The 12873-nt window shown below is 60.2% G+C and carries 12 protein-coding genes; 3 read left to right on the top strand and 9 right to left on the bottom strand.

Annotated elements, in window-relative coordinates; genetic code table 11:
* Positions 1–20 precede the first annotated feature (20 nt).
* Positions 21–2150, bottom strand: a complete 2130-nt coding sequence (locus tag IV109_RS13895) for a xanthine dehydrogenase family protein molybdopterin-binding subunit (protein WP_296697441.1) — start codon at positions 2148–2150, stop codon at positions 21–23.
* Positions 2151–2161: 11 nt separating this feature from the next.
* Positions 2162–2626, bottom strand: coding sequence for a (2Fe-2S)-binding protein (locus IV109_RS13900; RefSeq protein WP_296697443.1), 465 nt, complete (start codon positions 2624–2626; stop codon positions 2162–2164).
* Between the two features lie 196 nt (positions 2627–2822).
* Here IV109_RS13900 and pdxH point away from each other — a divergent pair, with 196 nt between their 5' ends.
* Complete coding sequence (pdxH, locus tag IV109_RS13905; RefSeq protein ID WP_296697445.1) at positions 2823–3473, top strand: pyridoxamine 5'-phosphate oxidase; 651 nt, start codon at positions 2823–2825, stop codon at positions 3471–3473.
* A 6-nt stretch (positions 3474–3479) separates the two neighbouring features.
* Here the strand turns inward: pdxH and IV109_RS13910 are convergent, their stop codons facing one another.
* Positions 3480–4427 carry an AEC family transporter gene (locus IV109_RS13910; protein WP_296697447.1) on the bottom strand — a complete coding sequence of 316 codons (948 nt, stop codon included), beginning with the start codon at positions 4425–4427 and terminating at the stop codon, positions 3480–3482.
* Positions 4420–6549 (bottom strand): bifunctional diguanylate cyclase/phosphodiesterase, encoded by a 2130-nt coding sequence (locus IV109_RS13915; RefSeq protein WP_296697449.1) that lies wholly within the window; start codon positions 6547–6549, stop codon positions 4420–4422. Before IV109_RS13915 ends, IV109_RS13910 begins: the two co-directional genes overlap by 8 nt.
* Before the next feature lie 84 nt (positions 6550–6633).
* Between IV109_RS13915 and IV109_RS13920 the strand changes: the two genes are divergently transcribed.
* Complete coding sequence (locus IV109_RS13920) at positions 6634–7854, top strand: adenylate/guanylate cyclase domain-containing protein (RefSeq protein WP_296697451.1); 1221 nt, start codon at positions 6634–6636, stop codon at positions 7852–7854.
* A gap of 27 nt (positions 7855–7881) precedes the next feature.
* The gene (locus tag IV109_RS13925) at positions 7882–9096 is read left to right on the top strand and encodes an adenylate/guanylate cyclase domain-containing protein (protein WP_296697453.1); all 1215 of its coding nucleotides are present in this window, start codon (positions 7882–7884) and stop codon (positions 9094–9096) included.
* Between the two features lie 14 nt (positions 9097–9110).
* On the opposite strand, the gene IV109_RS13930 is transcribed toward IV109_RS13925, so the two are convergent.
* From IV109_RS13930 to IV109_RS13950, 5 genes are all read right to left on the bottom strand, one after another.
* Positions 9111–11195, bottom strand: a complete 2085-nt coding sequence (locus tag IV109_RS13930) for a TonB-dependent receptor (protein WP_296697455.1) — start codon at positions 11193–11195, stop codon at positions 9111–9113.
* Positions 11196–11278: 83 nt separating this feature from the next.
* Positions 11279–11668 carry a hypothetical protein gene (locus tag IV109_RS13935; protein ID WP_296697457.1) on the bottom strand — a complete coding sequence of 130 codons (390 nt, stop codon included), beginning with the start codon at positions 11666–11668 and terminating at the stop codon, positions 11279–11281.
* Positions 11669–11684: 16 nt separating this feature from the next.
* A complete protein-coding gene (locus tag IV109_RS13940; protein WP_296697460.1) occupies positions 11685–12191 on the bottom strand; it encodes a DUF3299 domain-containing protein in 507 nt (168 codons plus the stop codon).
* Entirely contained in the window at positions 12181–12420 is a 240-nt protein-coding gene (locus tag IV109_RS13945) for a hypothetical protein (RefSeq protein ID WP_296697473.1), read from the bottom strand. Before IV109_RS13945 ends, IV109_RS13940 begins: the two co-directional genes overlap by 11 nt.
* A 13-nt stretch (positions 12421–12433) precedes the next feature.
* A partial coding sequence (locus tag IV109_RS13950) for an FtsX-like permease family protein (protein ID WP_296697463.1) occupies positions 12434–12873 on the bottom strand: 440 nt, incomplete at its 5' end.

A 12873-nucleotide genomic window follows, 5' to 3' on the forward strand; every position in this document is an offset into this window, starting at 1 on the left:
AAGGGCGCTCTGACCGCTTCTTAAGCCTGCTTGATGGCTTGCGCCGTCAAGGGCAGTTTGCGCACGCGTTTGCCGGTGAGCGTCGCCACCGCGTTAGCGATGGCCGGCACCACCAAAGCCGTTGCAGGTTCGCCAATACCGCCAGGCTTCTCAGTGCTGGAAACCAGCACGATATCGATCACGGGCGACTCGTTCATGCGCACAATGGGATAGTTGTTGTAGTTGGTCTGCTGTACAACACCTTTTTCCAGGGTGATCTCCTGCATCAGTGCCGACGACATGCCAAACACGATGCTACCCTGGATTTGCGCCTCAACCGTATCCGGATTGACCATGCGACCCAGATCGGCGGCAACGGTCACACGGTGCACGACAACCTCGCCATCTTTCAGGGAGACTTCGGCAACTTGCGCCATGTAGGTGTCATATCCCTCCATCAAGGCAATACCGCGCGCACGACCGGCTGGCAAGGCCTTGCCCCAACCCGATTTTTCCGCAGCCAGCTTGAGCACATTGGCAAAACGCGGCTTGTTCTTCAACAGGCCCATGCGGTACTGGTAGGGGTCCTTGCCTGCAGCCAATGCCAACTCATCCATGAAGCTTTCGTTGGCGAAGGCATTCATGTTGTGACTGACAGAACGCCAGTAACCCACACGCATGCCGGTATCGTGAATCACGAGGTCGTGCTGTGTATTGGGAATCTCATAACCTGCCACGGCGGCTTCCGCCATGAAGGGGTCAAAAGTGTCTTTTGGCAGGCCAAAGGCACGCTGGGTAACGGACTGCGAAGTGACCTTGAAATGCAAGGCGACCGGATTGCCCTGCGCATCCAGGCCTGCCTGCAACTGATTCAGACCCAGGGGACGGTAGAAGTCATGGGTCATGTCGTCTTCACGCGACCACAGCAGTTTCACCGGCTTGCCAACTGCTTTGGAAATCTGCGCTGCCTGCACAATGAAATCCAGCTCCAGACGACGACCAAAACCGCCGCCGAGGAAGGTGGTTTTCAGCGTCACGTCTTCCGGCTTGAGTCCCAAAGTGGCAGCCACGGCACCGTGCGCACCCTGCTGGAACTGGGTAGGCCCGACCAGCAGACACTTGCCATCCTTGACGCTGGCGGTGAAATTCATCGGCTCCAGCGGTGCATGCGCCTGCATCGGAGAGATGTATTCCGCCGTGACGGTTTTTGCAGCACCTTTCATGGCATCGGCCAGATTGCCCACGGGCTTGCCGATGGGCAAGACCTTGCCACTCGCTGCAGCAGCGCGCGTGGTAGCCAGAACCACGTTGTGATCCAGTGCAGCGCCAGCACCTTCGTCCCACTGAACCGTCAGGGCTTTGCGAGCCTTCTGGGCTTGCCAGTAGCTGCTGGCCACCACGGCCACACCGTCATTGACCTGTACCACGTCGATCACGCCGGGCATGCCCTTGACCTTGGAGGCGTCAAAGCTCTTGACCTTGCCACCAATCACCGGGCACTGCTCGATGCTCGCGTAGACCATGCCTGGCATGACCACGTCGATACCGAACTCCGCCTTGCCGTTGACCTTGGAAGGTGTATCCAGGCGCTTGACGCGCTTGCCGACAATCTTGAAGTCCTTGGGGTCTTTCAGCGCCACTTTTTCAGGCACTGGCAGCTTGGCTGCGGCTTCGGCCAACTGGCCATAGGTGGCCTTCTTGCCGCCGGCACCAAGCACCATACCGTTTTCGGCTTTGAGGGTGGAACGATCCACTTTCCACTTGTCAGCGGCTGCGCTGATCAGCATCTCGCGCACCTGGGCGCCGCCGATGCGCAGCTTCTCCCAGCCATCACGCACTGAGGTGGAGCCGCCCGTGATTTGCGCGCCCAGCAAGGCATTGACGTAGACCGCGCCAGGAGGCGCAATGTCTACCTTGATCTGGTTGATATCAACATTGAGTTCCTCGGCGATCAACATCGGCATGGAGGTGTAGACCCCCTGCCCCATCTCGGAACGTGCCGAAATGAGGGTGATTGTGTTGTCGTCTGCAATGTGAACCCAGGCATTGGGTGTGTACACGGTGCCTGCTGCCAGCGCTTCAATTTTGGCGCCGGGCAAAACAAGACCCACCATCAAGCCGGAAGTAGCAACAGCGGAGGTTTTGAGAAAGGTGCGACGTGAAGTTGTCATTTTTTATCTCCTCAGGCTTTACGCATGGTGGAAGCTGCATCCTTGATGGCAGCCTTGATACGCGGGTAGGTACCGCAGCGGCAGATATTGCCACTCATGGCCTTATCGATATCGGAATCGCTGGGGTTCTTGTTGGTGGCCAACAGGGCTGCAGCGCTCATGAGCTGGCCAGACTGGCAATAGCCGCACTGGGGCACATCGTGCTTGATCCAGGCCGCTTGCAGGGGATGCGAATTGTCTTTTGACAGACTTTCAACAGTGGCCACTTTTTTGCCGGAAATGGTGGACAACGGTGTCTGGCAGGAGCGAACCGGCTTGCCGTCCACGTGCACGGTACAGGCGCCGCACAATGCTGCACCGCAACCAAATTTGGTGCCAGTCAGGCCCAGCTCATCGCGAATCACCCACAACAGTGGGGTATCCGTCTCGGCATTGGCGGAAACCGCCTTGCCATTGATTTGAAAGTTAACGCTCATCGTTGTGTCTCCTGTTGGTTTGAGCATTTAAGCCCGGTTCTTTTTGCGCACCCGTTAGGCTAGATCAAAGCCGGCTGCGCGATACTCGGGTATGCCCTAGGCCAAAAGCCTTTTTTGCAAATTGAGACACTTTTTCGAACCTACCTGTCAAATCAGCGACACTTTTTCCGGATCCAGGACCTGCCTATACTGAGCCATGACCTCTATCGCCAATCTCCGAAAAAGCTACGAACGCGCCGAACTCAGCGAAGACGCCTCGCAAGCCACCCCTTTGCTGCAATTCGACCAATGGCTGAAGGAAGCCATTGCGTCCGAGGTACCGGAACCCAACGCCATGACCGTGGCAACCGTGGCCAGCAACCTGCGCCCCAGCACCCGGGTGGTGTTGATCAAAGGCTATGACGAACGCGGCATTACATGGTTTACCAACTACGACAGCCGCAAGGGCCAGGAACTGGCTGGCAACCCTTATGCGGCCCTGCAGTTTCACTGGGTTGAGCTGGAACGGGTGGTACGCATTGAAGGACTGGTGGAAAAAGTCAGCGAGCAGGAGAGTGACGAATACTTCAACAGCCGGCCGCTCGATTCACGGATTGGCGCCTGGGCGTCGCCGCAAAGCCAGGTCATCTCCAGCCGGGACGTGCTGGTGGCCAACGCCGCCAAATACGGGGCACAGTTCTTGTTGCGACCGCCGCGCCCGCCGCATTGGGGTGGCTACCGCCTCAAGCCCGACAACTGGCAATTCTGGCAGGGCCGAAAAAGCCGATTGCATGACCGCCTGCGCTATACCCTGAGCCCGGTGGAAAGCGACGAGCCCGAGTGGATTCGGGAACGCCTGGCGCCCTGAACGCCTTCAGATCCGGCTGACCAGCGCCATCACCACCGACACCGTGATCAGCGCCAGACCGGTGGACACCGCCACGCTGGCGGTCACCAGGTCTTCGGCGACCTCGTAGCGCTGCGAAAACAGAAACACATTGGCACCAATCGGCAGCGAAGCGGCCACGATCATCACCGTCAGTGGCAGGCCGCTCAAACCCATCGACCAGCTCAAGGCAGCCACCACCGAAGGAAACACCAGGTTCTTGATCAGACTCAGCCCCAAGGCCGCCTTCAGATGCTGGCCAACCCGGACGTTGGTCAGCGTGACCCCCACCAGCACCAGCGCCAAGGGACCAAAGGCATTGCCCAGCAGTTGCATGGGCCGATCCAGCACAGCGGGAATCTGCAGGCCAGTCTGCGCAAACAACAGACCGGCAATGATGGGCAGAGGCACCGGGTGAATGATGCCGTTGCGCACCGCACCCAGCACGGTCAGCATCATGTGCCGCCCACCACCCGCGCCGGATGCGGCCTCTTCCCGCGCCACTGCCAGCTCCAGCGTCACCGTGGCCAGGGTCAGCAGCACCAACGCGTGCAGGGATATCAGGGTGAAAAGCGTCACCAGACCAGCCTCGCCATAGGCCAGCCCAACCAGGGGAATACCAATGGCCACCGTATTGCTGAAAGTTGCCGCCAGCGCCAGCACCGCCGCCCGGCGCGTGGCCCCCTGCCAGACCAGCAGTGCACCGAAAATCAGCATGGCGGCCACGAAATACATGGCCACCGGCTTGAAGTTGAGTTGCTCAACATGCACCGAGCTCATGGTGCGAAACAGCAGTGCAGGCGTGAGCACCATGAACACCAGATTCGACAGATCTTTTGTGGCCTCAGCCCTTATCCAACCTGCACGACCAGCTACAAATCCAATAGCAATGAGCAACACCACCGGCAGCAGGGACGAAAAAACGGGACTATTCATGCGAATGTATTGAAGACGAAAAAAATCGCTCCAGCGCTTCTACCGGGGCCGGACGGCCAAAATAATAGCCTTGGAAGTGATGACAGCCTTCTCGCTCCAGAAACTCGTATTGAGCCCTGCTTTCCACGCCTTCGGCCATAACCGTCATGCCCAGCCGCTGCCCCAAAGTCACGATGACACTGGCAATCGCCGCGTCTTTCGGGTTGCTCAGGGCCTCGTGCAAAAACGACTGGTCAATCTTGAGCTGGTCCAGCGGCAAACGTTTGAGATAGCTGAGGGAGGAATAGCCGGTACCGAAATCGTCCAGCGAAAAACCGACGCCCTGCGCCTTGAGCGCCATCATCTTGGCAATGATGTCTTCCACATCTTTCACCAGCAGGCTTTCCGTAAGTTCGAGCTTGAGCCTTGCGGCGGGTGCCCCGGTAAGCTCCAGCGTTGCCAGCACATCCTGCACGAAATCGGCCCGGTGAAACTGGATGGCGCTGACATTGACCGCCAGCGTCAAATGCGCAGTGTGCGACTGGTCGGCCCAGGCCTTGAGCTGGCGACAGGCTGCCTCCAGCACCCACTGACCCAAAGGCAGTATCAGCCGGGTGTCCTCGGCCAGGGGGATGAAATCCGCCGGGTGCACCATGCCACGTCGTGGATGCTGCCAGCGCACCAACGCTTCCACACCGGTCAGGCGTCCCTGCACGTCCACCTGCGGCTGGTAGTAGAGCAGGAACTGCTTTTCCTGCAGTCCCAGGCGCAAGTCGGCTTCAAGCCCTGCCCGTGCGCTCATGGCTGCCTGCATGTCCGGATCAAAAAAACGCAGTGTGTTGCGTCCGCCATCCTTGGCCTGGTAAAGGGCCAGATCGGCGCGCTTGAGCAGGTCGTCCACCGACTGCGAAGCTTCATTGAACATGGCCACCCCCAGGCTGGCGCTGCTGTGGTGTGTCAACTGGCTGAACTGGTAGGGCTGACGCAATGCCAGCAGTATCTTTTCGCCCACTGATTCGGCCTTGGCCGCCGCCTCGGTCAGGTTTTCACTCAAATCCAGCAGCATGACCACGAATTCATCACCACCCAAGCGGGCCACCGTATCGCCGTCACGAACGCAGGCTTTCAGCCGCACGGCCACCTGCCGCAAAAGCACATCGCCCTGGTCGTGCCCCAGCGTGTCATTCAGGTTCTTGAAATGATCCAGATCTATGAACAACAAGGCCCCGGCGCCATGGCTTCGCGCACATCCGGCCAGCGCCTGCTTGAGCCGGTCGGTGAGCAAACGCCGGTTGGGCAAGTTGGTCAACGGGTCGTAAAACGCCAGTTGCTGGATTTCAGCCTCGGCGGCCTTGCGCTTGGTGATGTCTGCAAAGATGCCCACGTAGTGGGTGACCTCGCCCTGGCCCGCCCGCACCGCTGTCACAGTCAGCCATTCGGGGTAAATCTCGCCGTTCTTGCGCCGGTTCCACATCTCACCCTGCCAGGTTCCGGCTTGCCGAATGCGGGTCCACATGGCTTTGTAAAAGGAATCGTCCTGGCGCCCGGAACGCAACAGGTTCATGCTTTGCCCCAGAGCCTCGGCGGCGCTGTAGCCCGTGATGGCGGAAAAGCTTTGGTTGACCCGCAGGATCACACCATCACAATCCGTGATCACCATCCCCTCATCCGACTCAAACGCCACGGCAGCAATGCGCAGGTGTTCCTCAACCCGCTTTCGATCGGTGATGTCACGCACATGGGCACAAAAGAAATGCGTGCCGTTCTGAATCAAAGCCGCAATGGTCAACTCAATGGGGAATTCGGAGCCATCTGAGCGCATACCCAGCACCTCGACCCTCTGGCCGATGATGGTGGGCTTGGCCGTCCTCATGTAGCGTCGCATGCCTTGACGATGGGCCTCGCGGTGCACCGGCGGCACAATCAGTTCGGCAACCTCGCATCGCATGGCCTGGTCACGCGAGTAGCCAAACATGCGCTCTGCCTGCCGGTTCCAGTCCGTCACCTGGCCCGCCTCATCCATGTTGATAACAGCATCCAGCGCCGCGTCCAGATTCAATTGAGCGCGTTCCAGACTGTCCTTCAGGACTGCAACCGTGGAAAGCAGTTCCTCCCGGAGGTGTGGCGTGGTGGCGGGATCCATGGTCATGTGCTTGTATTTTCACAGACATTGCTGGCCCGGCACTCAAACTTGACTGAGCTCAAGGGTCTCAGGGATACTTCCCGAATGAAACTTATTGATGACGCTGCAGCGGCCTACATGGTCCTGCACGATCTGCGCACCACCCATACCCGTAGGGTCCGAGTGATGGTCATTGCCAGTAGTGCGCTTCTGATCCTGATTGGATTGGGCTATGGCGTTTTCTTTGCATTTCAGAGTGAATGGTTGATTGCTGCCGCCGAAGGTATCCTGATGCTCGCCGGTATCGTGGCCACCCTGCTGGTCAGCCGGCAGCATCTGCGCGCGGCATCGATATGGCTGGCCAGCATTCTTTTTGTGGTGATTGTCAGCATGGCGAGCTTCATGGACTTGCCCAGTGCCGACATACCCCGATCGGCGCATCATTTTCTGATTCCCCTGGCGGTGGCGACCTACCTGATGCTGAAGAATGAAAACAACTGGCTCAAGCATGGCTTCCCGGTGGCCTGCCTGATAGTCACCGTATTTTTTGCCGGGACCGATTTCGGCATGTCGACCCGGTATGCCGTGCCCGATAGCGTACGCGCCGGCGGCACCTGGGTGAACAACTTTGCGGCCATGGGAATTTTGTATTTGCTGGTGCACATCTTTGTGGGCGACATCAACCGCATGGAGAGCTATCTGCACAGCGCCAACAACCGCTTTGTGACCATGGTGAGCGGCATGTTCCCCAAGGTGATCGCCGAGCGCCTGCTCGCCAGTGGCGAAACCTTCGCCGAACGCCATGCCAACTGCTCGGTGCTGTTTGCCGATATCGTGGGCTTCACCGGCATCACCGAGCGCATGAGCGCCGAGGCGCTGGTCAAGATGCTCTCGGAAATCTTCTCCCGCTTTGACCGCTGCGTGGAGCAAAGCGGCCTGACCAAAATCAAGACCATTGGCGATGCCTACATGGTGGCCGCCGGTGTGCCGGAGTCCAACCCCGACCACGCCCGCGTGCTGGTGGCGTTGGCGCAGGAGATGCTGGCCGTGGCGCACGACTTCGAGGGCATTGACCTGCGCATCGGCATCGCCTCGGGCGAGCTGGTGGCCGGGGTCATCGGCCAGTCGCGCCAGGTGTTTGATGTCTGGGGCGATGTGGTCAACGTGGCCTCACGCATGGAGTCGCACGGCCTGCCCGGGCGCATCCAGCTCTCGGAGTCCAGCCATGCGCTGACCAAAGACCATTTTGATTTTGAGCTGCGCAGCGGCATCACCATCAAAGGCAAGAACGGCACACACAATGTGTACCTGTTGTGCCCCGCGTAATGCCATGACCACCCGACGCCTGACACCATGATTTCAACCGCCCAGGAACAACAAAGATTTCTGATCGCCCGTGATCTGGACGTCACCTACATGCGGCGTGTGCGCGTGATGGTGTTCGCATGCAGCGGTTTGCTGATCTTCTTCGGCACGGTCTTCGGGATTTTCTTCGCCCTTCGCGCGGAGTTTGCCCTGATTGCCGTGAATGTCCTGTTTGTGGTGCTGGGATTGACCCTGAGTGTTCTGGTGCGTGCCGGGCGGCTACGAGTCGCGACCATTGGACTGGTCATCAGCCTGCTGCTGATCTTCCTGTTCAACGCGATCATCATTGACATTCCCACGGGACAAATGGCGCGCTCCATGCACTACTACTTTCCAGCGCTGGCCTTGGGCTCTTACTTTGTTCTGAAAAATGAGCCGCCGTGGCTGCACCATGGCATCCCCTTGATCTGCATAGCCGCTTTCGTGTGGCTGGCCAGCAGCAAGGGCGGCATCATCACGCCCTACCTGCTGCCCGACAGCCAGCGGCCACCGGTCTGGACGGTGTGCACTCTCGGGCTAGGCATTCTGTATTTTTTGCTGCATATCTTTGTGGGCGACATCAACCGCATGGAGAGCTATCTGCACAGCGCCAACAACCGCTTTGTGACCATGGTGAGCGGCATGTTCCCCAAGGTGATCGCCGAGCGCCTGCTCGCCAGTGGCGAAACCTTCGCCGAACGCCATGCCAACTGCTCGGTGCTGTTTGCCGATATCGTGGGCTTCACCGGCATCACCGAGCGCATGAGCGCCGAGGCGCTGGTCAAGATGCTCTCGGAAATCTTCTCCCGCTTTGACCGCTGCGTGGAGCAAAGCGGCCTGACCAAAATCAAGACCATTGGCGATGCCTACATGGTGGCCGCCGGTGTGCCGGAGTCCAACCCCGACCACGCCCGCGTGCTGGTGGCGTTGGCGCAGGAGATGCTGGCCGTGGCGCACGACTTCGAGGGCATTGACCTGCGCATCGGCATCGCCTCGGGCGAGCTGGTGGCCGGGGTCATCGGCCAGTCGCGCCAGGTGTTTGATGTCTGGGGCGATGTGGTCAACGTGGCCTCACGCATGGAGTCGCACGGCCTGCCCGGGCGCATCCAGCTCTCGGAGTCCAGCCATGCGCTGACCAAAGACCATTTTGATTTTGAGCTGCGCAGCGGCATCACCATCAAAGGCAAGAACGGCACACACAATGTGTACCTGCTGCGGGTCTGAGGATGTCGCCAGGTCTAGAAGCTCACCTGCAGCCCCGCTTTGACACTGCGCCCCGGTAGCGGCGCCTTGCCTGCGGCAGTTTGGGTCAGGATGGACGTGGCGGAGTAGGCCAGCGTGTCGCTCAGGTTGTCAAGCCTGGCAAACCACAGCATGTTCACAGCACCCTCCTTGACACGGTAGGCCACCAAGGCGTTCCACAGGGTGTAGGCCCTGGTGCTCAGCTGCCCTGCGGGCACATCGGTTTGTGCGGCTGCGTGGCTTGCGCCCAGGCGCGCACTCCAGGGACCGTTCGCCCACAAAAGCGTGGCACCCAGGCGCGCTGGCGCAATGCGCGGCAAGGGCTGCCCGGTTCGGGCATTTGCCGCATGCACAAGATCGCCGCGCAGCTCCAGGTCCAACGTGCGCGCGCCGTCCAGCAGTCGCACGCTGGCGCTGGCCTCCAGGCCGGAAAAGCGGGCCTGTACTGCGGTGTAGGCGTATTCAGGCAACAGGGATGCAACACAACCGGATTCAACCGATGTGCCGTCGCCGCAATCGGTCACCCCCGCCCCGCCTGCGCCATTGCCCTGTGTGTCGCGCTGAAAGCCCGTTGCTTCCTGCGAGATGTAATTGTTGAAGTGATTCACAAACGCGCCGATGGCAAATCGGTGGGCACCACGCTGCCAGTTCACCCCCACATCCAGATTGGTGGACTGCTCTGGCGCCAGATGGGCATTGCCAAGTTCATAGGCGTGGGTGGCCAGATGAGGGCCATCGGCAAACAGCTCATAGTCTTTGGGTGCCCGCTGCGTGTAAGCCAGGTTGGACGTGAGCTGCCAGCCCGGCGCCGTGTTCCACAAGGCACCCAGGGCATAGCTCGAGGGTGAAAAGCTGCGGCTTGCCGGCGTGAACCGGGCCACAGTGGGGTTGCCCGTGGATGCCACATTGACCGACTCCATTCGCGCACCCGCGCTCAGGCGGCCCCAGCCGGTCGCCAGTTCCTCATGAATAAACAAAGCAGTCTGGCGCGTCTGGCTGTAGGGGGCAAAAGCTTCGTCGCCATCGGCCGAAAAGCGCGTGCTATCGGCCTGCAGGCCCATCAGGCCCTCCAGCGCCCCCCAACGGGCATGGCGGGCTTCAAGTCGCAAAGCATTGCCACTGTTTCTGAACAAAGTGCCCGCGGTGGCACCCTCGAATTCAGTGTGCTGGTACACGCTGCGCCCCAACTGCCCTTTCACGCTCTGGAACGGGCCACTGAGGCCGCGCACTTCGCCTTCCAGAGCAAGGCGATCTGATTGCATGCCAATCGTCACAGCGTCTTCCGCCACGGTGCCGTAATCACTGCGAAAGCCGCTGAGCGAAGCACCCAGATAGCCCTGCGCAAAGAACACCGAAGCGCCCAAGGCCGCACCCCGTGTGTCGCTGGCCGAGTTACATATTTTCCGACCCAGAGCGGCTGCGCCCGACCTGGTGCAAGCCAGCGAAACAGGCACCGACACATCCCCCGTGTTGCGATTGAACGCGTCAAGGTGCAAGGCATACCGGTCAGTGCCCGCTTCCAGCAAAAAACCGGCTGACTTCTCGGCGTTGCCACTGGCCAGGCCAAAATCCGCCTTGCCGCCCACGCCACCCTGGGCGTCAAACAGGGCTTCGCGCGGGATGCGGTTGTCGATCACATTGACCACACCCCCCACGGCGCTGCCGCCGTACTGCAGTGCGCCGGGGCCGCGCAGCACTTCAATGCGCTCGATACTCAGGGGATCTGTAGTACCGGCATGGTCGTAGCTCAGGCTGGAGGCATCCACCATGGCGCCACCGTTGCTCAGAATGCGAATGCGGTCTCCATCCAGACCGCGAATGACCGGGCGACTCGCATTGGGACCAAAGTAGGTACTGCTGATGCCGGGTGTGCCGTCCAGCGTTTCACCCAGCGTGGATTTGGAGCGAAATAGCAGCTCGCCCCCCGAATACTGTGAGGCGGGAGCTATCAAATCAGTAGCGCCCAGCGGATTCCCGGTAATGGTGACCGGTGCCAGCGTGGCAGCCGGCGGCGATTGGGCGAGCACAGTCGCAGCAGACAGAGAACCCATGGACATAAGGGCGAGCGAGAATTTTTTCATGAGATTGCTTCGTTGAATCGAACAGACGCAAGCGCCCGCCGACAACCAGGTCGGCAGCAGTCACTTGCACACGGGAGAGGGATTCAGCGAAACGAAGGTGGGCCACGCGCCTGGAACAGCGCATGCCAGCGGGCCACAGCCAGGCCCGCAAGAACAGAAAAAACAGAAGCTTGCAGCACCAGCGGCAGAACCACCACGGGCACGCCCGGCATGGCGTCCAGGTGACTGGCCTGATCAAACAAACGGCAGTCCGATTCCGCTTGATGGCCCCCAAACAATCGGCCGATCAGACTATCGGCCTTGTGGGTGTCGATCGCAGGCGGGATCGCCATCACCGCTGAGGTGACGGTCCCATTCGTGGGGCCATGCACCGTGCCGTGAAGAAGACCCAGGGTTTGGTTGAACAGCAAAACGAGCACGAGCAGACCCATCTGGACGCCGGCCCAGGGTTGGCTCCAACGGTTTTGCAGCATCAGCCCGGAAGTTTGACTACTTCACACCCACCGCGTCGGTGATGCGGTAGTAGAGACCGTAGGGGTCATCGTTCAGGACGGCGAATTTTCCCTCCACGGTCACGGGTTCCAAAGAGTATTTGACCGGGGTCCTGGTCTTGACCTCGACCATGCTCTCAGGACCGCCGGGCACGCAAAACGAGCAGGTCAGCGGCACCGAACTGAGCAAGAAATGCTTTTGTTTCTCGCCCGGATCCAGTGGCATCATGAAGCCCTGAATGCGCTGGGTTTTGTCGTTCAGGGCCTGCACCGCAGCGGGGAACGCGGGTAGCAGACGGGTTTTCACCGCCTTGGTCTTGACCTCGGTCAGCACGGACCAGGGCACCACATCGGCACGATCCGGCAGGGGCGCAAAGGGGCTGTTCGGGCTGTGCACGCCCGGACCCGTGCCGGCGGGAAGACCTCCCGCAATCGGCGAACTCAGCTGGGCCTGGGCAGCAAACGCCAGCGCGGCCAGCAAAAAAGCTGAAAATTTAATGTTCATGTTTCATTCCACAAGACTTGCCTATGGCCAGACCCTTGCAGGCAGCCTGAAGTTCCCTGGCACACACATCTTCTTTTTTGCCCGACTCCAGACATTTGGCGGCGGCCTCGTGCGCGGCAGCCATGGCGCGGTGACGGGCAATATCGGCCTTCGTTTCCTTGTCGCCATGGGTTTCAGCTGCTATGCAAACAGTAGCAGAGAGGGCCATGGATACGATGGCCAGAATCATTTTTTTCATCTATTCACCTTGAGTTCAAAAGTTGGCCGGCGTCAACCCGGTAGGCACTGAAAGCGGGCAACAACGCCGCCAAACCCGCCACCAGTACCGCCGCACCGGGAATCCAGGCCTCAGCCGGCACCCAGACCCAGGCAGTCACGGGCAGTGACTTTTCTGCCTGCAGCATCCAGCCTACCAGACCTGTCAAGAGGTGGCCGCCCAGCAAGCCAAGGGCTGAGGCCAGCAAGGCCAGCCACAGCGCCTCGCACAGGAGCAGCCCCGCCACCTTGACCGGGCTGGCACCCAGCATGCGCAGCATGGCCAGATCAGCCCGGCGCTCGCGCACTGCATTCCACAAGGCAATGAAGACACTCAGACCGGCCGTCAGCAAAAGCACCACGCCAAAGCCGCGCAGCACGTCGGTACCCACGCCCAGCATGCGCAACAGCCGCGTCACCTCCACCG

Origin of the sequence: Rhodoferax sp. (genome assembly GCF_018780565.1) — a bacterium.
Lineage (GTDB): Bacteria > Pseudomonadota > Gammaproteobacteria > Burkholderiales > Burkholderiaceae_C > Rhodoferax.